Origin of the sequence: Pseudomonas sp. Seg1 (assembly GCF_018326005.1) — a bacterium.
In the GTDB taxonomy this organism is placed as follows: domain Bacteria; phylum Pseudomonadota; class Gammaproteobacteria; order Pseudomonadales; family Pseudomonadaceae; genus Aquipseudomonas.
Window position 1 is genome coordinate 4247235 of record NZ_AP021903.1, and the last position, 22921, is coordinate 4270155.

25 protein-coding genes and 4 tRNA genes are annotated in these 22921 nt (G+C 57.5%); 9 read left to right on the plus strand and 20 right to left on the minus strand.

Going from position 1 to position 22921, the window contains the following annotated elements; all coding sequences use genetic code 11:
- Positions 1-103: 103 nt before the first annotated feature.
- From KI231_RS19005 to KI231_RS19045, 9 genes are all read right to left on the minus strand, one after another.
- Positions 104-376 (minus strand): HU family DNA-binding protein, encoded by a 273-nt coding sequence (locus KI231_RS19005; protein ID WP_003183171.1) that lies wholly within the window; start codon positions 374-376, stop codon positions 104-106.
- A 148-nt stretch (positions 377-524) separates the two neighbouring features.
- On the minus strand, positions 525-2921 hold the full coding sequence (gene lon, locus KI231_RS19010; protein WP_007917325.1) for an endopeptidase La: 2397 nt from the start codon (positions 2919-2921) through the stop codon (positions 525-527).
- A gap of 163 nt (positions 2922-3084) precedes the next feature.
- A complete protein-coding gene (gene clpX, locus KI231_RS19015) occupies positions 3085-4368 on the minus strand; it encodes an ATP-dependent Clp protease ATP-binding subunit ClpX (RefSeq protein WP_016775335.1) in 1284 nt (427 codons plus the stop codon).
- Between the two features lie 112 nt (positions 4369-4480).
- Complete coding sequence (gene clpP / locus KI231_RS19020) at positions 4481-5116, minus strand: ATP-dependent Clp endopeptidase proteolytic subunit ClpP (protein ID WP_007951559.1); 636 nt, start codon at positions 5114-5116, stop codon at positions 4481-4483.
- A 92-nt stretch (positions 5117-5208) separates the two neighbouring features.
- Positions 5209-6519: a trigger factor gene (gene tig, locus KI231_RS19025; RefSeq protein ID WP_103305231.1), complete on the minus strand. Its 1311-nt coding sequence runs from the start codon at positions 6517-6519 to the stop codon at positions 5209-5211.
- A 402-nt stretch (positions 6520-6921) separates the two neighbouring features.
- Positions 6922-6997 (minus strand) — tRNA-His (locus tag KI231_RS19030).
- 76 nt (positions 6998-7073) lie between these two features.
- Positions 7074-7158: transfer RNA gene (locus KI231_RS19035), tRNA-Leu, on the minus strand.
- A 58-nt stretch (positions 7159-7216) separates the two neighbouring features.
- A tRNA-His gene (locus KI231_RS19040) sits at positions 7217-7292 on the minus strand.
- 32 nt (positions 7293-7324) lie between these two features.
- Positions 7325-7401, minus strand: a tRNA-Arg gene (locus tag KI231_RS19045).
- 275 nt (positions 7402-7676) lie between these two features.
- Between KI231_RS19045 and folD the strand changes: the two genes are divergently transcribed.
- Both folD and pbpG read left to right on the plus strand, forming a co-directional pair.
- Positions 7677-8531 (plus strand): bifunctional methylenetetrahydrofolate dehydrogenase/methenyltetrahydrofolate cyclohydrolase FolD, encoded by an 855-nt coding sequence (folD, locus tag KI231_RS19050; protein WP_212809577.1) that lies wholly within the window; start codon positions 7677-7679, stop codon positions 8529-8531.
- Between the two features lie 230 nt (positions 8532-8761).
- Positions 8762-9700 (plus strand): D-alanyl-D-alanine endopeptidase, encoded by a 939-nt coding sequence (gene pbpG / locus KI231_RS19055; RefSeq protein WP_103305229.1) that lies wholly within the window; start codon positions 8762-8764, stop codon positions 9698-9700.
- A gap of 53 nt (positions 9701-9753) precedes the next feature.
- Here pbpG and KI231_RS19060 read toward each other — a convergent pair whose 3' ends face one another.
- The 3 genes from KI231_RS19060 to KI231_RS19070 all read right to left on the minus strand — a co-directional run bounded on the left by KI231_RS19060 (position 9754) and on the right by KI231_RS19070 (position 10937).
- Positions 9754-9957, minus strand: a complete 204-nt coding sequence (locus KI231_RS19060) for a hypothetical protein (protein ID WP_212809579.1) — start codon at positions 9955-9957, stop codon at positions 9754-9756.
- A gap of 12 nt (positions 9958-9969) precedes the next feature.
- The gene (locus KI231_RS19065; protein ID WP_212809581.1) at positions 9970-10176 is read right to left on the minus strand and encodes a DUF6021 family protein; all 207 of its coding nucleotides are present in this window, start codon (positions 10174-10176) and stop codon (positions 9970-9972) included.
- An 89-nt stretch (positions 10177-10265) separates the two neighbouring features.
- Positions 10266-10937 carry a C39 family peptidase gene (locus tag KI231_RS19070; RefSeq protein ID WP_103305226.1) on the minus strand — a complete coding sequence of 224 codons (672 nt, stop codon included), beginning with the start codon at positions 10935-10937 and terminating at the stop codon, positions 10266-10268.
- A 233-nt stretch (positions 10938-11170) separates the two neighbouring features.
- Between KI231_RS19070 and KI231_RS19075 the strand changes: the two genes are divergently transcribed.
- Positions 11171-11338 (plus strand): hypothetical protein, encoded by a 168-nt coding sequence (locus KI231_RS19075; RefSeq protein WP_177431430.1) that lies wholly within the window; start codon positions 11171-11173, stop codon positions 11336-11338.
- Positions 11339-11580: 242 nt separating this feature from the next.
- On the opposite strand, the gene KI231_RS19080 is transcribed toward KI231_RS19075, so the two are convergent.
- Both KI231_RS19080 and KI231_RS19085 read right to left on the minus strand, forming a co-directional pair.
- The gene (locus tag KI231_RS19080; protein ID WP_103305225.1) at positions 11581-12330 is read right to left on the minus strand and encodes a TerC family protein; all 750 of its coding nucleotides are present in this window, start codon (positions 12328-12330) and stop codon (positions 11581-11583) included.
- Between the two features lie 29 nt (positions 12331-12359).
- A complete protein-coding gene (locus KI231_RS19085) occupies positions 12360-12602 on the minus strand; it encodes a hypothetical protein (RefSeq protein ID WP_103305224.1) in 243 nt (80 codons plus the stop codon).
- 142 nt (positions 12603-12744) lie between these two features.
- Between KI231_RS19085 and nhaR the strand changes: the two genes are divergently transcribed.
- Positions 12745-13644 (plus strand): transcriptional activator NhaR, encoded by a 900-nt coding sequence (gene nhaR, locus KI231_RS19090; protein ID WP_212809583.1) that lies wholly within the window; start codon positions 12745-12747, stop codon positions 13642-13644.
- Here the strand turns inward: nhaR and KI231_RS19095 are convergent.
- Positions 13639-14802: an MFS transporter gene (locus KI231_RS19095; RefSeq protein ID WP_103305222.1), complete on the minus strand. Its 1164-nt coding sequence runs from the start codon at positions 14800-14802 to the stop codon at positions 13639-13641. The two genes, nhaR and KI231_RS19095, sit on opposite strands and share 6 nt — an antisense overlap.
- A gap of 338 nt (positions 14803-15140) precedes the next feature.
- Between KI231_RS19095 and sstT the strand changes: the two genes are divergently transcribed.
- Positions 15141-16373: a serine/threonine transporter SstT gene (sstT, locus tag KI231_RS19100; protein ID WP_103305221.1), complete on the plus strand. Its 1233-nt coding sequence runs from the start codon at positions 15141-15143 to the stop codon at positions 16371-16373.
- A gap of 254 nt (positions 16374-16627) precedes the next feature.
- Here the strand turns inward: sstT and KI231_RS19105 are convergent, their stop codons facing one another.
- Entirely contained in the window at positions 16628-17137 is a 510-nt protein-coding gene (locus KI231_RS19105) for a DUF1993 domain-containing protein (RefSeq protein WP_123529389.1), read from the minus strand.
- A gap of 125 nt (positions 17138-17262) precedes the next feature.
- On the opposite strand from KI231_RS19105, the gene KI231_RS19110 reads away from it, so the two are divergent.
- The gene (locus tag KI231_RS19110; protein WP_103306619.1) at positions 17263-17907 is read left to right on the plus strand and encodes a YceH family protein; all 645 of its coding nucleotides are present in this window, start codon (positions 17263-17265) and stop codon (positions 17905-17907) included.
- 117 nt (positions 17908-18024) lie between these two features.
- On the opposite strand, the gene KI231_RS19115 is transcribed toward KI231_RS19110, so the two are convergent.
- Both KI231_RS19115 and KI231_RS19120 read right to left on the minus strand, forming a co-directional pair.
- Positions 18025-18543: a cupin domain-containing protein gene (locus tag KI231_RS19115; RefSeq protein ID WP_212809584.1), complete on the minus strand. Its 519-nt coding sequence runs from the start codon at positions 18541-18543 to the stop codon at positions 18025-18027.
- Between the two features lie 347 nt (positions 18544-18890).
- Positions 18891-19709 (minus strand): shikimate 5-dehydrogenase, encoded by an 819-nt coding sequence (locus KI231_RS19120; protein ID WP_212809586.1) that lies wholly within the window; start codon positions 19707-19709, stop codon positions 18891-18893.
- Positions 19710-19965: 256 nt separating this feature from the next.
- Between KI231_RS19120 and KI231_RS19125 the strand changes: the two genes are divergently transcribed.
- From KI231_RS19125 to KI231_RS19135, 3 genes are all read left to right on the plus strand, one after another.
- Positions 19966-20325, plus strand: a complete 360-nt coding sequence (locus KI231_RS19125) for a hypothetical protein (RefSeq protein ID WP_212809588.1) — start codon at positions 19966-19968, stop codon at positions 20323-20325.
- Positions 20326-20555: 230 nt separating this feature from the next.
- On the plus strand, positions 20556-20750 hold the full coding sequence (locus tag KI231_RS19130; protein WP_103306624.1) for a hypothetical protein: 195 nt from the start codon (positions 20556-20558) through the stop codon (positions 20748-20750).
- A gap of 102 nt (positions 20751-20852) precedes the next feature.
- Positions 20853-21035, plus strand: coding sequence for a hypothetical protein (locus tag KI231_RS19135; protein ID WP_103306625.1), 183 nt, complete (start codon positions 20853-20855; stop codon positions 21033-21035).
- On the opposite strand, the gene KI231_RS19140 is transcribed toward KI231_RS19135, so the two are convergent.
- Both KI231_RS19140 and KI231_RS19145 read right to left on the minus strand, forming a co-directional pair.
- On the minus strand, positions 21032-22093 hold the full coding sequence (locus tag KI231_RS19140; protein ID WP_103306626.1) for an AI-2E family transporter: 1062 nt from the start codon (positions 22091-22093) through the stop codon (positions 21032-21034). The two genes, KI231_RS19135 and KI231_RS19140, sit on opposite strands and share 4 nt — an antisense overlap.
- A 111-nt stretch (positions 22094-22204) precedes the next feature.
- Positions 22205-22891, minus strand: a complete 687-nt coding sequence (locus KI231_RS19145) for a cysteine hydrolase family protein (RefSeq protein WP_212809590.1) — start codon at positions 22889-22891, stop codon at positions 22205-22207.
- Between the last annotated feature and the right edge of the window lie 30 nt (positions 22892-22921).

The window sequence follows — 22921 nt, forward strand, 5'->3', positions numbered from 1 at the left end:
ACCCTCGATCCCGGCGTTACAGGCAGCTGTTTCAGCGACCTGCGCTACCGCTCCGCTGCCAAGTCAGGCATGACCCCGACCCGGATGGGTAAAAACCTGAAACTTAGTTAACAGCTTCTTTCAATGCTTTACCGGCTTTGAAACCTGGCTTCTTGGCAGCCGGGATTTCCAGAGTCTTGCCGGTCTGAGGGTTACGACCGGTACGAGCCGGACGGTCAGTCACGGAGAAAGTACCGAAACCAACCAGAACAACGGAGTCGCCAGCCTTCAGAGCGCCAGTGACGGATTCGATTACAGCGTCCAGCGCACGGCCAGCAGCAGCTTTCGGGATATCAGCGGATGCAGCGATAGCATCAATCAGTTCCGACTTGTTCACTCTAAGTCCCCTTATATCTATTTTGAGATGATTCTAAGTTTTTTGGTGAAAGCAAAAACGAGTGCTGAATGGCCTACAGACACTTAAGAGCCGCTTTATAACAAGGGCTCTAAAAAGCTGTCAAGGAAGCCACCCAGGCAAAAACGTATTAATGCGTGCTAATTCTTTCCTTAGAGTCAGACTCGCGTTTTTCGTCCTTGGCAACTATCTCCGGAGCCACATCCGGCAAGGGCTCCGGCGCGTATTGCAGCGCAATTTGCAGGACCTCGTCAATCCATTTAACCGGTTTAATCTGCAGATCCTGCTTGATATTGTCAGGAATCTCCTTCAGATCGCGCACGTTCTCTTCCGGAATAATCACAATCTTGATTCCACCGCGGTGGGCCGCCAGCAGTTTTTCCTTCAAACCACCAATTGCCAGCACCTGACCACGCAGAGTGATTTCACCGGTCATGGCAACATCGGCGCGCACCGGGATGCCGGTCAATGCCGACACCAGCGCCGTGCACATGCCCACACCGGCGCTAGGACCGTCTTTCGGCGTCGCCCCTTCCGGCATGTGAATGTGCGTGTCGCGCTTCTCGTGGAAGTCCAGAGGAATGCCCAGGCTCTTCGCACGGCTGCGCACCACTGTCAGGGCCGCAGTGATCGATTCGACCATCACATCACCCAGCGAACCGGTCTTGATCAACTGTCCCTTGCCCGGTACGACCGCCGCTTCGATGGTCAGCAGTTCGCCGCCAACCTGAGTCCAGGCAAGCCCGGTCACCTGACCGATCTGATCTTGCTGCTCAGCCAGACCGTAGCGGAATTTGCGCACACCGAGGAAATGCTCCAGCAGATCAGCTGTCACTTTCACCGAGAAGCGTTTTTCCAGCGCGTGCTCTTTCACAGCCTTGCGGCAGACCTTGGCGATCTGACGTTCAAGGCCACGCACACCCGCTTCACGGGTGTAGTAACGAATGATGTCGCGGATCGCTTCTGCGTCGAATTCCAGCTCGCCCTTCTTCAGACCATTGGCGGCAATCTGTTTGGGCGACAGGTATTTGACTGCGATGTTGATCTTCTCGTCTTCGGTGTAGCCCGGCAGACGGATCACTTCCATCCGGTCGAGCAGCGCCGGCGGGATGTTCATCGAGTTCGAGGTGCAGAGGAACATCACATCCGACAGGTCGTAATCGACTTCAAGATAGTGATCGTTGAAGTTGTGGTTTTGCTCGGGATCGAGCACTTCCAGCAACGCCGACGCCGGATCGCCACGCATGTCGCTACCCATCTTGTCGATTTCATCGAGCAGGAACAGCGGGTTGCGTACGCCAACCTTTGTCATCTTTTGAATCAATCTTCCCGGCATCGAACCGATGTAAGTCCGGCGATGACCACGAATTTCCGCTTCATCACGTACGCCACCCAAGGCCATGCGCACGAATTTACGGTTGGTGGCGTGGGCAATCGACTCTGCCAGCGAGGTTTTACCCACGCCCGGAGGACCGACCAGGCACAACACCGGACCACGGATTTTCTTCACGCGTTTTTGTACGGCGAGGTATTCAAGGATACGTTCCTTGACCTCTTCGAGGCCGTAGTGATCGGCATCGAGAATGTCTTCAGCGCGCGCCAGGTCCAGACGTACCTTGCTCTGGGCCTTCCAAGGCACCTGCACCAGCCAGTCGATGTACGAGCGCACCACGGTGGCCTCAGCGGACATCGGCGACATTTGCTTGAGCTTGTTCAGCTCGGCAGTGGCCTTGGCCAACGCGTCTTTCGGCAGACCGGCAGCGTCGATACGCTTTTTCAGGTCTTCGATTTCGTTGTGGCCTTCGTCGCTGTCGCCGAGTTCTTTCTGAATGGCCTTCATCTGCTCGTTCAGGTAGTACTCGCGCTGACTGCGCTCCATTTGTTTTTTGACGCGACCACGAATACGTTTTTCGACTTGCAGCAGATCGATCTCGGCATCCAGCAACGCCAGAACGTGCTCGACCCGGGCAGACAAATCGATGATTTCGAGGATTTCCTGCTTCTGCTCGATCTTCAACGCCATGTGCGCAGCCATGGTGTCGACCAGGCGGCCCGGCTCATCGATGCTGTTGAGCGAAGACAGGACTTCAGCCGGGACTTTCTTGCCCAACTGTACATATTGTTCGAACTGCGACAGCAGCGTGCGCACGAACACTTCGGATTCGCGCTCGGCGGCGTCGACTTCTTCGATCAGCGAGACCTCGGCACGGCAGTGGCCGTCGACTTCGCTGAAGCGCTCGACGGTGCCGCGCTGCTCACCCTCGACCAGAACCTTGACGGTGCCGTCAGGCAGCTTGAGCAGCTGTAGAACAGTGGCGATGGTACCTACGCGATAGAGAGCGTCTTCACCGGGATCATCGTCAGCCGGGTTTCTCTGGGCCAGCAGCAGGATCTGCTTGTCGCCCGTCATCGCTGCCTCGAGGGCTTCGATGGATTTCTCGCGCCCCACGAACAGCGGGATAACCATGTGCGGATAAACCACGACATCACGCAATGGCAGGAGAGGCAATTCGATGGTTGTCTTCATGATTTCGCCTCTACGGCGGCCATATGGCCGTAATCAGATGGAATTAAGCTTGAAACCAAGATGGGGGCTGCCTTGAAAAAAAACAAGCGCAAAGCGGATGTAAAAAACGACATAAAAAAAAAGAGGCCCGAAGGCCCCTTCTTTGTTGCGACGCGGTGGACGCTTACGCGTCCGGCGCTGCCTTGGCCGTCGGCTCACTGTTTTCGTAGATATACAGTGGCTTGGACTTGCCTTCGATCACACTCTCGTCGATCACGACTTTACTCACCTCGGACTGCGAGGGGATTTCGTACATCGTGTCGAGTAGCACACCTTCGAGAATCGAGCGCAACCCACGGGCACCGGTTTTACGTTCCAGGGCACGTTTGGCGACAGATTTCAGCGCGTCGGAACGGAATTCCAGATCCACGCCTTCCATCTCGAACAGCTTGGCATACTGTTTGGTCAGAGCATTTTTCGGCTCGGTGAGGATCTGCATCAACGCAGCCTCATCCAGCTCGTCCAGCGTCGCGAGGACTGGCAGACGACCGACAAACTCAGGGATCAGACCGAACTTGACCAGATCGTCAGGCTCGACTTCACGCAGGGATTCGCCGACTTTCTTGCCTTCTTCCTTGCTGCGCACTTCCGCGTTGAAACCGATGCCACCTTTGGTGGAACGGTTCTGGATAACCTTCTCGAGACCCGAGAAAGCACCACCGCAGATGAACAGGATGTTACGAGTGTCGACCTGCAGGAATTCCTGCTGCGGATGCTTGCGGCCACCTTGCGGCGGAACGGAAGCGACCGTGCCTTCGATCAACTTGAGCAAGGCCTGCTGCACGCCTTCACCGGAAACATCGCGGGTGATCGACGGGTTGTCGGACTTGCGGGAAATCTTGTCGATTTCGTCGATGTAGACAATACCCATCTGGGCTTTTTCTACGTCGTAATCGCACTTCTGCAGCAGTTTCTGAATGATGTTCTCGACATCTTCACCTACGTACCCCGCCTCGGTGAGGGTGGTTGCGTCAGCGATGGTGAACGGAACGTTCAGCAGGCGGGCCAGTGTTTCGGCCAGCAGGGTTTTACCGGAGCCTGTCGGGCCGATCAGCAGGATGTTGCTCTTGCCGAGTTCGACGTCGTCAGCCTTTTTGTCACGCTGGTTCAGGCGCTTGTAGTGGTTGTACACCGCTACGGCCAAAACCTTTTTCGCACGCTCCTGACCAATCACATACTGATCAAGGATGCCGCTGATTTCTTTAGGCGAAGGCAATTTATGCGCGCTGCTTTCGGCCTGGGCTTCCTGCACCTCCTCGCGGATGATGTCATTGCACAGGTCGACGCACTCGTCGCAGATAAAGACCGAGGGGCCGGCAATCAATTTGCGCACTTCATGCTGGCTTTTGCCACAGAAGGAGCAATAGAGCAGCTTGCCGTTGTCCTCGCCGTTGCGGGTGTCAGTCATTCGTTCGATCCAAATCCGATAGGCTTGCAACACAAGATGAAGGCTATTGCGGGCTTTTTCAAGCCCGCCGCTGATCAGACCAGCCGACCAAGCCTATTTTGAGCTGCTTATTTTAAGCTGGGCGCTGGTTGATCACTTCGTCGATCAAGCCGTATTCCTTCGCAGCTTCCGCACTCATGAAGTTGTCGCGGTTGGTATCGCGCTCGATTTCTTCCAGAGTGCGACCGCTGTGTTTGGCCATCAGCGTGTTCAGACGCTCGCGAATGAAGAGGATTTCCTTGGCGTGGATTTCGATGTCCGACGCCTGGCCCTGGAAACCGCCCAAAGGCTGGTGAATCATCACACGCGAGTTCGGCAGGCAGAAACGCTTGCCTGGAGCACCTGCGGTCAGCAGGAATGCGCCCATGCTGCAGGCCTGGCCGATGCAAGTGGTTGATACGTTGGGTTTGATGAACTGCATGGTGTCGTAGATCGACATGCCTGCAGTCACCGAACCGCCCGGGGAGTTGATATAGAGATGGATGTCCTTGTCCGGGTTTTCCGCTTCAAGGAACAGCAGTTGCGCGCAGATCAGGTTGGCCATGTAGTCCTCTACCGGACCAACCAGAAAGATCACTCGCTCCTTGAGCAGGCGCGAGTAGATGTCATAGGCGCGTTCGCCACGAGCAGATTGCTCGACAACCATCGGGACCAGGCCGCCTGCGGCCTGGATATCAGAGTTCTGCTGAATATACGAATTACGGAACATGCTCTGCAGTCACTCCCAAATAGTTATGTCTTGAATACGCATAAGCCAGCTCGAAGGCTGGCTTATGTGTGTACTTCTTAACGCAAAAACAATCAGTCGGCTTTTGGAGCTTCTACCGGCTTGACCGCTTCTTCGTAAGAGACCGATTTGTCGGTCACGCTAGCTTTCTGCAGAACAGTATCCACAACTTGTTCTTCCAGCACAACCGAACGCACTTCGTTCAGTTGTTGCTCGTTTTTGTAGTACCACGACACGACCTGCTCAGGCTCCTGGTAAGCCGAAGCCATTTCCTGAATCATTTCGCGAACGCGGGCTTCGTCAGGCTTCAGGTCGAACTGCTTGACCACTTCAGCCACGATCAGACCCAGCACTACGCGACGCTTGGCTTGCTCTTCGAACAGCTCGGCCGGCAGTTGATCAGGCTTGATGTTGCCACCGAACTGCTGAACAGCCTGCACGCGCAGACGGTCAACTTCGTTGGACAGCAGAGCCTTAGGCACTTCGATCGGGTTGGTGGCCAGCAGACCGTCCATTACCTGATTCTTGACCTTGGATTTGATCGCCTGACGCAGTTCACGCTCCATGTTCTTGCGAACTTCGGTGCGGAAACCGTCGATGCCGCTTTCCTTGATGCCGAATTGAGCGAAGAACTCTTCGTTCAGCTCAGGCAGTTTTGGCTCGGAAACGGTGTTTACAGTGACGGTGAACTCGGCGGTTTTGCCAGCCAGGTCCAGGTTCTGATAGTCCTCAGGGAAAGTCAGGTTCAGAACGCGTTCTTCGCCAGCTTTAGCACCTACCAGGCCTTCTTCGAAGCCCGGGATCATGCGGCCGGAACCCAGCACCAGCTGAGTGCCCTTGGCGGAGCCGCCAGCGAATGCTTCGCCGTCAACCTTGCCAACGAAATCGATGTTCAGTTGGTCTTCGTTCTGGGCAGCGCGATCGGCCACTTCGAAACGGGTGTTCTGCTTGCGCAGGATGTCGAGCATCTTGTCCAGATCAGCGTCAGCCACGTCAGCGCTCAGGCGCTCAACAGTGATGCCTTCGAAGCCGGCAACGGTGAACTCAGGGAACACTTCGAATACAGCAACGTATTCCAGATCCTTGCCAGCTTCGAGCGACTTAGGCTCGATCGATGGCGAACCTGCCGGGTTCAGCTTTTGCTCAACCACTGCTTCATAGAAGGAGGACTGGATGACATCACCAACAGCTTCCTGACGAGCATCCGCACCGAAACGGCGCTTGATTTCGCTCATTGGCACTTTGCCTGGACGGAAGCCAGCAATCTTGGCCTTTTGGGCAGTCTGCTGCAGACGCTTGTTGACCTGAGTCTCGATGCGCTCTGCCGGCACAGTGACGCTCATGCGGCGCTCGAGAGCAGTAGTATTTTCAACAGAAACTTGCATGGATATTCCTCGTTGCACAGACGTTAGCCGGCCGTTTCCGACCCCAGAATCAAGGGCATGCATTCTAGTGGGTCAAACTCAAGAAGTCACCCTACTGAAAACGGGTAAAAAAACAGCGGGCAATTTATAGGGATAGATGCACAGATGCAGCGCGTCCCACAGGCGAATACAACCAATCACGCCAAGGCTCTGCGCCGACCTCTTCTATATATAGAAGGGACTGCCCATCACTCCTTGACGGCCGTTCTTGCAAGCAAGCCCGGCGAGCAGTGCAGCATCATCGAGCAACATAAATACGACGAAGCGCCCTGCCCCTGCGACCGAAAACCGGCAAGCGCCGGCTTTTGAAACCGCAAAAACAAAAAAGGCGCCAGACTGTTAAATCTGGCGCCTTTCGAAATATGGGGTGGACGATGGGGATCGAACCCACGACAACGGGAGTCACAATCCCGTGCTCTACCAACTGAGCTACGCCCACCATATTGCGTAACAAAAAAGCCAAACAACTTCTTTGTTGAACCTCACCAGCCCGAAGACATGCATGAAGCTTTGATTGGTGCGGATGAAGAGACTCGAACTCTTACGCCTCGCGGCGCTGGAACCTAAATCCAGTGTGTCTACCAATTCCACCACATCCGCGGATGAAGCTTTTTAAAGCAAAGGCGCCAGACTGTTACATCTGGCGCCTTTCGAAATATGGGGTGGACGATGGGGATCGAACCCACGACAACGGGAGTCACAATCCCGTGCTCTACCAACTGAGCTACGCCCACCATATAACGCTACTTGTGCCAAAGCTGCCTAATGGCGCACCCGGCAGGACTCGAACCTGCGACCATCCGCTTAGAAGGCGGATGCTCTATCCAGCTGAGCTACGGGCGCCTTATTAATCTGTACTCTTAAAGGACTACAAACTAAGTGCTTTCCAGTGTTGCAGAACGTTGATTCCGCCTCACCTTCTTAACCAGTGCTAGGCTGTGCCCGACAAGTGCGACGAATAGTATAGAGCGCTCCGAAGGTCGTCAAATCATTTTTGAAAAAAATTCATTTAATTAAAGGAGTTAGGGGAATTTGCTGACCAAGCGCCTTTGCCCTCACCGCTCGACATGCGAGAATGCGTTCTCTTTTTTTCCCCTCTCGATGGTTAATCACGCGCAATGACTGCACAACTAATCGACGGCAAATCGATCGCCGCCAGCCTGCGCCAGCAGATCGCCCAACGAGTTGCCGAGCGTCGCCAGCAAGGCCTGCGCACTCCCGGCCTCGCGGTGATCCTGGTCGGCAGCGATCCTGCCTCTCAGGTTTATGTCTCGCACAAGCGTAAAGACTGTGAAGAGGTCGGCTTCCTCTCTCAAGCCTACGACCTGCCCTCTGAAACCACTCAGCAGGCGCTGACCGATCTGATCGATCGTCTCAATGACGACCCGGCGATCGACGGCATCCTGCTTCAACTGCCGCTGCCCGAGCATCTGGACGCCTCCAAGCTGCTGGAGCGCATCCGCCCGGACAAAGACGTTGACGGTTTCCATCCTTATAACGTCGGTCGCCTGGCCCAGCGCATTCCGCTGCTACGCCCGTGCACGCCTAAAGGCATCATGACCTTGCTGGAAAGCACGGGTGCTGATCTTTATGGCATGGACGCCGTCGTTGTCGGCGCGTCCAACATCGTCGGTCGCCCGATGGCGATGGAGCTGCTGCTGGCCGGTTGCACCGTGACCGTGACCCACCGCTTCACCAAGGATCTGGCTGGCCACGTCGGCCGTGCTGACCTGGTGGTCGTGGCCGCCGGCAAGCCGGGGCTGGTCAAAGGCGAGTGGATCAAGGAAGGCGCGATCGTCATCGACGTCGGTATCAACCGTCAGGACGACGGCAAACTGGTCGGTGACGTTGTCTACGAAACCGCCCTGCCGCGCGCCGGCTGGATTACTCCGGTCCCGGGCGGCGTCGGCCCGATGACCCGTGCCTGCCTGCTGGAAAATACGCTTTATGCAGCGGAAACCCTGCACGTTTAAACCGTATTTTTCGCAGTACCGAAACCCCGCCCCGTGCGGGGTTTTTCATGCCTGAGAAAAAACACTAACCGTTCGCCGGAAACCCCTCTTTTTTCAGGCCTTTTCACGAGATTTTCAGGTCTTCCAAACAACCATCGACAGATCTTCAGCCATACTCCTAGAATGCGCCGGTTTTAAGAAATAACCCGTTACAAACTAACGGAATATCCAACCTTTATGAGTTTGCCAGCGTGAAAATTCGTCTTTCGATTCTGAGCCTGTTTTTTGCTTTTACAGGCACATTCATCACGCCAACGATCAACGCTGCGGAAACCACCGCTGCCCCACGTGACGCTTCGACATTGAAGATCGCTTCCGGCAGCGCCCTGCTCATGGATATGCAGACCAACAAAGTCATCTACTCCAGCAACCCTGACGTGATCGTGCCGATCGCTTCCGTCAGTAAGCTGATGACTGGATTGGTAGTGGTTGAAGCCCGACAGAACATGGACGAATGGATCGATGTCGATATCAGCCACACGCCGGAAATGAAGGGCGTGTTTTCCCGAGTCAAACTCAAGAGTGAGCTGCCGCGCCGCGAGATGCTGCTGATTGCCCTGATGTCCTCGGAAAACCGCGCGGCCGCCAGCCTCGCGCATCATTACCCGGGTGGATATGTCGCCTTTATCGCGGCGATGAACGCCAAGGCCAGGGCGCTGGGCATGACCAACACCCACTACGTCGAGCCGACCGGTCTGTCGGAGCGCAACGTTTCCACTGCCCGCGATCTGAGCAAGTTGCTGGTGGCCGCGAGCAAATATCCGATCCTCAGCGAACTCACCACCACCAAGGAAAAAACCGTCTCTTTCCGCAAACCCAATTACACCCTGGGTTTCCGCAATACCGATCACTTGGTCAACAAGGCCGATTGGGATATCAAGATCACCAAAACCGGCTTCACCAATCCCGCCGGCCATTGCCTGGTATTGGTGACGAAGATGGGCAACCGCCCGGTTGCGCTGGTGATTCTCGACGCGTTTGGCAAGTACACGCATTTTGCCGATGCCAGCCGCATTCGCAGCTGGATGGAAACCGGCAAGAGCGCCAGTGTTCCGGCGGTGGCTCAGCAATACAAAGCCGAGAAAAACCTCAAGGCGCGCCAGAGCGGCGTGGTTGAAGCGTCCAAGTAAATCGCAGCATAAGAAAAAGCCCCGAATCTTCGGGGCTTTTTTTCGTCTGTGAATCAGTCGTTGGGCAGTGGCATCTTGTCGTCATCAGGAATGCCATCGCCCTTGCTCGGATCCGGCGTAAGCCCTGGTGCTACCAGAGGCCGAGCCAATGGATCGCGCATCGGACTGTCCGGGTCCAGTACCGGATCGACGCCCTCTTCCGGAGTGGTCGGCACACTATCGGGCTTTTGGTCATCGAAGCTTGAATCGGTACTCATACGCACCTCACCTCAAGGTTTGAGATTGGCTAACGGATCGTAGGGTTTGGACGGTTTCTTGTTGTCCTCACCGGGCTGTACATCCTTGGGCGCCTTGGCGGGCCCCACAGGATCGACTTGCGGATCATCGAGATCCGGGGAGTCCGGGTCGAATCCGAGATCATCGCCTGAGGAATGCTCGGAAGAATGCGGGCCTTGCGGAGATGGGGAATCTGTCATGTCGCCTCCTGATTCACCCGCGAACAACGGGCTATAAGCGTAGGAGGCTTGCCGGGCGCAGTCGTGCCCGGCAAATGACGAACGGAACGTCAGTGCGCAGCCAGCGCCTTGCGCGCCTGCGCCGCTTCCGGTTCCTGACCGGCACGTGACAACTCATCGGCCGCTTTCAGCCATCGCTGACTATCAACGGCTGCCGGGATCTGCGAGGGCTTCTGGATCAGGATGGCCCACCCGCCAGACTTTTCGAAGGCCGACTCGAAGGCACTGAACCCCATCAATTCGCGGCGATTCATACCGGCGCGCAGGAGCACTTTCTGTTTGTTGCGGTCGTAGCCGGAAAGGATTGCGTAACGCGGTTCGGCCCAGAATGCCGAGCCTTCGCTAAAGCGCACCATCACCGGATACCCGGCGGCGACCTGTGTCAGCAAGGCCGGCAGATTCTTGTCCAGGGGATAGACGACCATGCCGTATTCCCGGGCAAGGTTCTGCATGTTCTCTTGCAGCTTGTCTTCGGCACCGGGCAGGTGCAGTGGTTTCTCCAGCAGCCCCGGGGTGATCACGATCCCTTGCTGCGACAACAGGCTGGCGAGCACCTGCGGCCCGGACTGGTTGGCCTCACCCCTATAGAACGTGCCACTGAGCTCGACCCGCTCCGGCAGGCGCTTGACCTCTGGCGCCACACTGCCCGCACACCCGGCCAACACCGCCACGCAGCCAGCGACCAGCAACGCCGCACGCATTCGAGAAAATACCTGGACCATCGTCACTCTCTGTTCAGACACCGGTCATCGTGTTCCGGCAACGCCAGCGATCATAGGGCCGCGAACGGCTGCGGTATAGCTCTAAACCGTAGACGCATCGATTGCATAGAGCGAACTGATTGGTCACCACCGACCTTTGGTCAATAGCCTGAAACACGGCGTTGACTAGACTGTCACTGAAACAGAGCGAATTGAAAAGTGTGCGCCCGATGCAGGGCGAAGAGGAGGCACTGATGAGCCTGACCATGACCATCGTAATGTTGATTGCCGGCTGGCTGGCTGTTGCCGCCGCCATGCTTTGGGGGGTGTTGCGGATTGCGCGGCGTCATCACCCTCCGGTTCACACCACGCCCATTGAAAAAGTTGAAAAGCAACGCGTTCGCCACGCGACTGCGCACTGAAGCGATAGCCCCTCACCCTAGCCCTCTGCCAGAGGGAGAGGGAGTTGACCGGGTTGTTCATCCGAAGTACATCGACCTGAAATATCGAGTCGAACTCAGGTTTGAAAACAACAAAAGATCGGCTCCCTCTTCCTCGGGAGAGGGCTGGGGTGAGGGGTTGGCTCCGATGCGCAGCACAACTCCTGAGCAAAAAAAAACCGCCTGAACTTCAATAGCTCAGGCGGTTTTTGCATTTTCAGCGTTTACACCTGCTCAGCCACTTTCTTCTGCCGAGCCCGGCGCGACATCATGTTCAACACTTCAATCGCCGCCGAGAACGCCATCGCGGCATACACATAACCTTTCGGTACGTGGGCACCGAAGCCTTCGGCGATCAGCGTCATGCCGATCATGATCAGGAAGCCCAGGGCCAGCATCACCACCGTCGGGTTGTCGTTGATGAACTTGGCCAGCGGGTCAGCCGCCAGCAACATCACCAGCACCGAGACCACCACCGCGATGATCATGATCGGCAAATGTTCGGTCATGCCGACCGCGGTAATGATGCTGTCGATCGAGAACACCATGTCGAGCATCAGGATCTGGCCAATAGCGGCCGCGAAGCCCAGGGTCACCGTCGACGTGGCCGACTTCGGATCTTCCGGCGCCGGATCCATGCTGTGATGGATTTCCGTCGTTGCCTTCCACACCAGGAACAGACCACCGGCAATCAGGATCATGTCCTTCCAGGAGAAGGCCTGGCCAAGGATTTCGATCACCGGCGCAGTCAACTGCACGATGAATGCGATGGTGCTCAACAGCGCCAGTCGCAGGATCAACGCCATGCCAATACCGATGCGGCGCGCTTTCTGCCGGTGCTGTTCGGGCAGCTTGTTGGTCAGGATCGAGATAAAGATCAGGTTATCGATGCCAAGCACGATCTCCATCACCACCAGTGTGGCCAAAGCAACCCAGGCGGTGGGGCTGGCGGCGAGTTCTAACAGATATTCCATGGGTCAGTCCTGACTCTGTGTAAGACGAATTAGATGGTCTTGGAGGAAGACTCGGATTTTTCCGAGTCTTTTTCCGGGGTTTCTTTTTTCTCGATCAGCCCGCCGGTGGCATCGCTGAGCGCTTGTTCGGCAGCCTTGTGGGTGTCGTCGATGGCCTGTTTGGCACTTTCGGCGGCTTTGCCCATCAACTGCTGGGCGCTTTTCTCGGCCTGATCGCAACCGGTCAGAACCAGTAAAGACGTAAACAACAACGCTGGGAGTGTGTATTTCATGGGCTTCCTTCGAATGAACAGACAGGGTCACAGACCGGCCGTCGATGGCTGGGCATTCTAGGGAGACAAACACTTCAGGAAAATTCGTATTTTCAGCGGCTATACTTCGTTTTTTACGAATCCGCACACCAGGGACGCACCGATGCTCAATTACCGACAACTGCATTACTTCTGGGTGGTGGCCAAGACTGGCAGCATCGTGCGTGCCTGCGAGCAACTGAACCTGACACCGCAGACCATCAGCGGACAGATCTCCCTGCTCGAACAAACTTACGGCATCGATTTGTTTAAACGGGTGGGAAGACAACTCGAACTCACCGAAGCCGGGCGCCAGGCCCTGCCCTACGCCGAACAGATGTTTCAGTTGGGCGGCGAACTGGAGTTGATGCTGCGCGCCCAGCCCAACGAACAGCAGATCCTGTTCCGCGTCGGCGTTGCCGATGTGGTGCCAAAATCCATCGTTTATCGCCTGATCGCGCCGACCATGGAGCTGAACGAGCCGCTGCGCATCACCTGTCGCGAGGACAAACTCGAACGCTTGCTGGCGGATCTGGCGATTCAACGTCTCGATCTGGTGATCTCCGACAGTCCGATGCCGTCGCACCTCGACATCAAGGGCTACAGCCAGAAGCTCGGCGAGTGCGGGATCAGTTTCTTCGCCACCGCCGAACTCGCCGAGCGTTACGGGCAGGACTTTCCGCGCAGCCTGCACGGCGCGCCACTGTTGATTCCCGGGGCGGAAACCGTGGTGCGCAGCCGTTTGCAGCGCTGGTTTGCCGAACAGCAGATCCAGCCGCAAATCGTTGGGGAGTTCGATGACAGTGCCTTGATGCAGGCATTCGGCCAATCCGGCAGCGGGATTTTTATCGGCCCGAGCGTGATTGCCGATGAGGTGAGGCGCCAGTATGGCGTCGAGCTGATTGGCCAGACCGATGCCGTGACCGAGTCGTTTTACGCCATTTCGGTGGAGCGCAAGGTCAAGCACCCCGGCATCGTTGCGATTACCGAAGGTGCCCGACGCGAGCTGTTTACAGCGTTATGAGGCCTCTGCGCACATTTCGCGCGGCTTGAGCGTCATCAAGACCATGGCGAGGAATACCGACAGCAGAATGAACCCGGCGGCAGCAAAGCCAAGGAAGCCTAGACCTGCGCTGTCGATGACCCGGCCACCGACCATGGCGCCCAGGCCAATCCCCAGATTGGCCCCGGCGATATTCAACGAGGCGGCAAAGGCTGGCGCTTCTGGCGCGGCTTTCATCAGACGCACATGGCTGACCAGGAACAGCGCCGCCTGGGTCACGCCCCAGATGCCCATCGCCACGGCCAGGCCCAACGGCGAATGAATGTTCGGCACCAGCGACACCATGCCGGCAATCATGAACGCACAGAACAACACCGACGCCCCCAGCGGATGGCGGTCCACGGCACGCCCGCCCAAGGAGTTGCCGATGAGCCCGACCGCGCCGAAGCCCATCAGGCACCAGCCGACCACCGTGCCGTTGAATCCGGCCAGGCGTTCAAGAATGTCGGCCAGATAGGTGTAAGCGGTAAACATGCCGCTGAACACCAGAATCGACAGCAGGATGTGGCCGATCATCAACGGGCTGCGCAGGATCTTGAACTGTGAGCGGAAGCTGACCTGGTGCTGGTGCAGATCGGTTTTTGGCAGGTAGACAAACAACAACAGCGCCTTGGCAAACGCGATAACCGCGAGAATGCCGAAAGCACTGCGCCAGCCGAATGCGTCGGAAATCAGCGTGCCGACCGGAATGCCGAACACCGTGGCGCAGACAATGCCGAAGCCGATCTTGGCGATGGCGCGACCGGCATAGTCCGGGCCGACGATGTCCACCGCCGTTTCACTGGCAAGCGCCCAGAACACCGGCAGCCCCAGTGCCGGGATCAAGCGGGCAATCGCCATCACCCAGATGTTCGGCGCCAGCGCGGCCACGGTATTGGCCAGGCCGAACATGATCAGGATGGTGATAAACAGTTTCCGCCGTTCGAAGCGGGCGAAATACGCAGTCAAGAATGGGCCGAACATCGCCACGGTAAAAGCGAATAGAGTCACCAGCAGACCGGCCTGCGGGATCGTGACTTCAAGGTCGCGGGCAATCGACGGCAGCAGGCCGACGATGACGAACTCCGTGGTCAGCACCGTGAAGCCGGCGGCAGACAACAGAAGGATGGGCAACAGCATGGGTAACTCCAGCAAAACGACGACACCAGCGTTGACCGTAAGGCCCGCTGGCAGAACTTGAAAATGAGGATGGAGAATCTTAACAGAGTGTTTCGAGACTGACTTGCACAAACCTGCCGATCTTGACGGTCAGTCGGGTGGCAGATCGTCACAGGCCTGAAGGATAAAGCCTACGCTGTGATAAAGTCCGCGCCCTGAAAAACGAACAGCCTATTCAGCGTCGTGTTTAAAAGCGCTGATGTTGCGTCAGACCTTTCGGCTCGTGACGGTGGCCTGCCCCTGATATTGCCACCGCTTTCGCGCAGCCTTGCACCCTATAAAAAATCAGAGATGCCGTTATGACCGCTTCTTCCCCTTCTCTATTGCACCGTCTCAAGAACCTGAGCCTGGTCACGCAGATCCTGATCGGTCTGATTGCCGGTATCGCCCTGGCGATGTTCGCCCCGGATGCGGCGAAAAGCACTGCATTTATCGGCAAGGTATTTGTCTCGGCGCTGAAAGCCGTGGCACCGATTCTGGTGTTCGTGCTGGTGATGGCCTCGATTGCCAATCACAAACACGGCCAGGAAACCCATATTCGGCCGATTCTGTTTCTGTATCTGCTGGGCACGTTCGCTGCGGCGGTAGTCGCGGTGGTTGCCAGCATGGCGTTTCCGTCGCACTTGGTGCTGTCGACCGACAATATTGCCGTGACCGCACCGGGCGGCATCGCCGAAGTGCTGCAAAGCCTGCTGCTGAGCGTGGTCGACAACCCGGTGACCGCGCTGATGAACGCCAACTTCATCGGCATTCTGGCGTGGGCGATCGGCATGGGGGTCGCGATCCGGCATGCCGGTGACACCACCCGCGAAGTGCTGGGTGACCTGTCCAATGGCGTGACCCTGATTGTACGCGTGGTGATTCGCTTCGCACCGCTGGGCATTTTCGGCCTGGTCGCCTCGACCCTCGCCACCTCGGGCTTCGGCGCGCTGATCGGTTACGCGCATCTGCTGGCCGTGCTGCTCGGCTGCATGCTGTTCGTGGCGCTGGTGATGAACCCGATGATCGTGTTCTGGAAACTGCGTCGCAACCCCTACCCGCTGACCCTCCAGTGCCTGCGCGAAAGCGGCATCACCGCGTTCTTCACCCGCAGTTCGGCGGCGAACATTCCGGTCAACCTGGAATTGAGCAAGCGTCTGGGCCTACATGAAGATACGTATTCGGTGTCGATCCCGCTGGGCGCGACCATCAACATGGCCGGTGCGGCGATTACCATCACTGTGCTGACCCTGGCGGCCGTGCACACGTTGGGTATTGCCGTGGATATCCCGACCGCAATCCTGCTCAGCGTCGTAGCGGCAATCTGCGCGTGCGGTGCGTCGGGCGTGGCCGGTGGTTCGCTGCTGCTGATCCCGCTGGCGTGCAGCCTGTTCGGCATTCCGAGCGAGATCGCCATGCAGGTGGTGGCGGTTGGTTTCATTATTGGGGTGTTGCAGGATTCGGCGGAGACGGCGTTGAATTCGTCCACCGATGTTTTGTTCACCGCCGCAGCCTGTCTGGGTGAGGAAGAGAAGGCCCAACGCGCCGCATAATAATCGCTGCAATGAAAAGCCCGCCGAGGTGTGAACCTGGGCGGGCTTTTTTGTGGCTGAGATCTTTACCCCCTCACCCCAACCCTCTCCCCCAAGGGGGCGAGGGGGAAAGGGAGCTGATCGGGGGCTGTTCAGATTCTGAGTTCGACTCGATGGATCAGGTCGATGCAGGACGCAAGAACACAGCGATCAGTCCCCTCTCCCTCCGGGAGAGGGTTAGGCGGGCGGCGTTCCGATTAGGGGCTCTTGGCGATTTAGAACGCGCCCATGTAATCACGCTTGCCCACTTCAACACCGTTATGGCGCAGCAGCGCGTAGGTGGTGGTGACGTGGAAGAAGAACTGCGGCAGACCGTAAGTCAGCAGGTAAGCCTGGCCGCTGAAGCGCTTCTCTTTCGGCGTGCCCGGGCGGGTGACGATTTCGATACCTTCCTTGCCATTGATCTGCTCAGGCTTGATCTCGCCGATGTAGGCGAGAACCTTGGCAATCAGCGCTTGCAGCTCGGCGAAAGTGGTTTCAGTGTCGTCGTACTTCGGCACTTCGACTTCAGCCAGACGCGAGGAAACGCCCTTGGCGAAGTCGACCGCGATCTGTACCTGACGCACCAGCGGGAACATGTCCGGGTACAGGCGTGCTTGCAGGAAGGCGTTCGGGTCGATGTTTTTCTCGGTGGCGTGGGCTTCAGCCTTTTTCAGCACATCGCTCAGGGCGTTGAGCATTTGTTGAAAAACCGGGACGGATGCGGCGTACAGGGAAATGGTCATGGCAGTCTCGTGTAGTGGCTGGGTGGATCGTGGGGGCGATTATAGCCATGCTTGATGACCACACGGCTTGCCTTTTGTTTGGCAAGGATTAGGCTAAGCGCCTTCGACTGCAAAGGGAACGCGCGATGACCACCGAACAAGAATCCACCTTTGACGAGCCACGGCTCAACGCCACGGAAATCCGTATTCTGGGTTCGCTGATCGAGAAACAGGCGACCAGCCCGGAAACCTATCCGCTGACCCTCAACGCGCTGGTAACGGCCTGCAATCAGAAAACCAGCCGCGAACCGGTGATGAACCTCACCCAGGGCCAGGTCGGCCAGAGCCTGCGCGCCCTCGAAGGTCGTGGTTTCGCCAAACTGGTCATGGGCAGCCGCGCCGACCGCTGGGAGCACAAGGTCGACAAGGCGCTGGAACTGGTGCCGGCGCAGGTGATTCTGAGTGGTTTGATGTTTTTGCGTGGTCCGCAAACCATCAACGAATTGCTCACCCGCAGCGGACGCATGCATGATTTTGAAGATGCCGAGCAGGTGGTGCATCAGCTGGAACGCTTGATTGCGCGCGGGCTGGCGGTGTTGATTCCGCGTCAGGCGGGGCAGCGCGAGGATCGCTATACCCATGCGCTGGGTGATCCGGCGGATATCGAGGCGATTCTGGCGGCTCGGCAGAATCCGGGGGAACGTGCGAGCGGCGGTGTTTCGGTGGAACGAATCGAAGAGCTGGAAGCGCGGATTGCAGCGCTGGAAGAACGCCTGGCGCGCCTCGAATAACCACCACAAATCCAAGGTAGGAGTGAGCCTGCTCGCGATAGCGGAGTGTCATCCAAAGATGATGTGACTGGCACGACGCCATCGCGAGCAGGCTCACTCCTACAGGGGTTCTACGTTTTATTCCCCATCCCAGTAATCAACGCCATCCGCCTGCCGTGCCACGGCGACAAAGCCTGAGGCGTTGCCCTCGGCATCGACACTGAAGTTGTCCATCACTGCGTACTTGTTCGAATCCGGGTATTCACAGATGTCCGGTTGCTGCTGGGTGCTGACTGCCAGATAACGTAATTCAGCCTGGCTGGTATTGATGATCTGATGCGCCTTTTCCGGGCCACCCGCCGGGCAAGCGATCACGTCTCCGGCGCGGATCGGGAAGCGCTCGGCGCCGAGGCGCACCTCGCCCTCCCCGGCCACCACGTAAAACATCTCTTCATTGACCCGATGACTGTGAAACGGGCTGCCGCGCATGCCCGGCGGCAACGCATACAAACGATAACCGAGCTTCTGCGCACCGAGTTGCTGACCGATTCGGGCCATGCGCTGCTGGTAGCGCCCGGCGGTTTCGCCTTCTGGCGCCAGGGCTGCGGGAAGCGGTTCGAGTTCGACCTGATGCAGGTTGAGGATGGGCGGATGCATGCTGACCTCGGTTTTTTTGTGTGTGGGCAAGTCTGTGCTTGCTGGGAGATTCAGTGTAGGCAACCGATAAACCGCGGTGACTTCATCGCTGGCAAGCCAGCTCCCACAGGTATCGGGGTGGAACACAAATAAGTGAACAACCCGCAATATTGGGGGAGTTGACTTACCAGCTCTCACAGGTATCGGGGTGGAATACAAGTATGTGAACAGTCCCCGGCATTGTGGGAGCTGGCTTGCCAGCTCTCACAGGTATCGGGGTGGAATACAAGTATGTGAACAGTCCCCGGCATTGTGGGAGCTGGCTTGCCAGCGATGGGGCCCGCTCGTTCACCACAGAATCTGCAGCATCAGCTACGTGCGAAATTCACCGCTGCCTGAAACTGCTCCTCAGTCGGCCGCACCCCGGTGTACAACACAAACTGCTCCAGCGCCTGGATCGCAATCACCTCAAGTCCGGTAATCACCCGCTTGCCTTCGGCCCGGCCACGCACGATCAGCGGTGTTTCCGACGGAATCGCCACCACATCGAACACCGTCTCTGCGGCCGCGATCACCTCAGGCTCAAACGCCAACTGCCCCGCTTCCGGGCCGCCATCCATACCAACCGGGGTAACGTTGATCAGCATCTGCACACGTTCATCGCCCAGTTCAGCCTGCCAGCGATAGCCCAGCGAGTCCGCCAGCGCACGCCCGGCGCGCTCGTTGCGGGCGATGATCAAACCGTTTTTATAGCCACCATCGCGCAAGGCACTGGCCACCGCTTTGGCCATGCCGCCGCTGCCGCGCAGAGCGAAAGTCGATGTCTTGGGCACCGCATGGGTTTCCAGCAACTGCGCGACGGCGATGTAATCGGTGTTGTAGGCCTTGAGATGGCCCTTTGTGTTGACGATGGTGTTGATCGACTGGATCGCCGCCGCCGAGGCATCCAGCTCATCGACCAGCGCGATGCAGGCTTCCTTGAACGGCATCGACACGCCGCAGCCACGAATGCCCAACGCCCGAATCCCGCCGACCGCACCGGTCAGATCCTGGCTGCTGAAGGCCTTGTAGTAGAAATTCAGGCCCAACTGCTCATACAAATGGTTATGAAAACGCAGACCAAAATTCCCGGGACGTCCCGACAGGGACATGCACAGCTGGGTGTCTTTGTTCGGATTCATCTGCATGAAACTTCTCCTTCAAACGCACTTTCGGATGGACGGGATTAGCCAGCCCATCGGGTTCTGAACGATCATAGCGGCCTGTCTGCACGGTGCTGAGCGGCCATGGCATGGCCCGGTAAAGAAGCCGGTACAGACCTTACACAAAATTTACTCAGTGACCGTGCTGTTTTTCAAAATGTTGCTGTCTTAGAAGTATCCCCGCGACAACTGTGGGCCTGGTGCAGGCCCGGACGCCGGGTCGAAGAACCGAGGATTTATCATGATTCGTAAACTCCCCATTATGGCCTTACTGATTGGCGCACTCGCGGTCACAGGCCAGGCAGAAGCCGGTGGTGGCCATGGCTGGCAAGGCCCTGCGGTGTTTGGTGCGATCGTCGGCTCGGCCATCATCGGCTCGGCGCTGATCAACCAGGACCGGCCGGTGTACGTGCAGCAACAGCCGGTTTACGTTCAGCCACAACCGGTCTACGTTCAGCAACCGCCTCCACCGGTCTACTACCAGCCAGCCCCGGTTTATGTGCAACAACCGGTGTATGTGCAACCGGCCCCGGTTTACTACGGCCCTCCGCGTGGTTACTACGGCCATCCGCACGGCTACTACGGCGGCCCACGCTGGTAATCGAAAACAAAGCCCCGCTTTTATAGCGGGGCTTTTTTATGACCGTCGGTCGGCCAACGTCTGAAAAAATCTCGCAAAGGTCGCTGTGAGGACAGTTTCAACCGTTAAAGTCGGCATGATTGAGTCGACCGTTCGCATCTTTCGCTTGAAACGGTCATTTTTTTGTCATGACGGAACCGCACTCTGAATCCGTCCGTAAACAACAGGTTGATAACAACAAGGACGACTCCATGCCTACACAAAATCCGCACCGCATCGTCGGCTTGTGCACCTCCAGCAAGGTGTACAACGTTTTGACCGAGCTCAAGCACCTGGAAGGTCACCGCTGCGCCAAGTTACTTTCGCTGCTGGCGGAAAATCTGGTGCACAAGGGCCTGCTCAATGAGCACGAAGTGGTGCACATGCTTGACCAGGTTGTCGATTGAAACAGCCCTCACTGTTATCAATGACCACTATCGAAAGCGTTGATTGTCCCTGAGGACGGCGAGCCCCTAAGGTAGCCCCATCGTTTGATGGAGGTACGCGTCATGGCTCAGGTTCAAATCATGTCAGTGATCGGTAGCGCCGTTCCCGCACCACTCAGGGAGCTGGGATTGCTCGCCTGTTGGTACGTAGTGCGTGACGGCGAGGCGATCAGCGGCCCGTTGACTTCCTTGCCGGCCGCTCAGGCGCTGTCGCAAAAGATCGTCGGCAGCGCGTTTCACGCCTAAGGCAGCTGGACTTTGGGTTTTGTCTCGATGAACAAGGCCCAGCTCGACATGAACAGCGCGGCAATCAACGGCCCGATGACAAAGCCGTTCAAGCCGAACACCGCCAGCCCGCCCAAGGTCGAGATCAGAATCAGGTAATCAGGCATGCGCGTGTCCTTGCCCACCAGAATCGGGCGCAGCACGTTGTCCACCAAACCGATCACGAACACCCCGAACAAGCCCAGCACCACGCCCTGCCAGATCATCCCGCTGAGCAGGAAGTACACCGCCACCGGCGCCCAGACAATCCCCGCCCCCACCGCTGGCAACAGCGATAGAAACGCCATCAACACCGCCCAGAGCAATGCGCTGGGGATATCGAGAAACCAGAAAATCGCCCCACCCAGTGCGCCTTGCGTGATCGCCACGACCAGGTTGCCCTTGACCGTCGCCCGCACCACCCGGTTGAACTTCAGTTGCAGGCGACGTTTGTGATGCTCTTCCAACGGCACCGCGATGCGTATCTTGCGCACCAGCTCCGCGCCATCGCGCAGAAAGAAAAACAGCAGATACAGCATGATGAAAAAGCTCACCACAAACTCGAACGTGCCCTGGCCAAAACTGAACGCCTGACTCGCCAGCACCTGGCTGCCCTGCATCGCTGCTTTGACGATTTTCTCGCGCACGCCGTTGAGTTCGCCCATGCCGAAGCGGTCGAGCAGATTCTGGAAGTAATGCGGCAGGCTGTGTTTGAACTGCGCCAGATACGCCGCGATATCAAGTTTGCCGCTTTCAATATTGCTGTAGAGCGTCGCGCCTTCCTGCACCAGCAGCACACTGAGAATGATCACCGGCAAAATCGCAATCACCAGGCAGATGCTTAACGTACACAGCGAAGTCAGGTTGCGTTGCCAGCCGAATTTCATCTGCAAGCGGCGTTGCATCGGCGCAAACAGAATGCCGAGGATTACCGCCCAGAACACCGCACCGTAAAACGGCAGCAGAATCCAGATGAAGGCCACCGTGACCAGCACCAGCAGCACGGTCAGGGATTTGAATTGAAGACTTTTTACGTTCATGTCCGGTCCATGTCAGTCAGGCGTCATGCACGCCCCGGTTGTTAGTCAGCCGGAGCGTGCACGAGTGCCATCTTTATTCATGGAGCATAGTTGCGGATCAGCGCGGGCTGATTAGCGAACCGGCAGTTTGATGATCTGCGCGGTGCTCAGCACGTCACCAAAGGTGTCTTCGACTTCCGCCAGCGCCGCGTTATGCAGTGAGTCCTTGTCGATGGAAGCACCATTGGCACGAGTGATTGCGCGGGTCGCCGAGGCATCGGACGCGACGATCACGTTGTAACCCAGCGGCGCGGCATCACGCGCGGCACCGGCGACGCAGGCGTGGGTCATCAGGCCGGCGATGATTACGGTTTCAATTCCGGATTTCTTCAGGCGCTCGTTGAGATCGGTGCTGCCGAACACGCTGACCGTGGTCTTTTGCAGCACAACATCGTTGGCGCGTGGCTGCATGTCCTTATGAAACTTCACCGTTTCGCCATCGATCGCAAACACCGCCGAACCGGCCGGGGCGACATGCTGAACGTGGTAGACCGGGATCTTGTGGCGATCAGCGAAGGCAATCAGCTCGCGGGTTTTCGCCAGTGCGGCGGCACCGTCGGGGATTGGCATCTTGCCGGTGAAGTATTCGTTCTGGAAATCGATCACCAACAGTGCGGATTTACCCGCCGGCAAATGATCGGTCGGCGTGGCGCCGGACATTGCCCGGATGGTCGGCTGGCTGTCCGCCACAGCGGCGGTGCTGGCCAACACACCGGAAAATGCACAAGCGGCAAGAAAACGACGGGTAAAACGTTGCATGGGACTTTCCTTTTGCTATCGAGTGGGTGG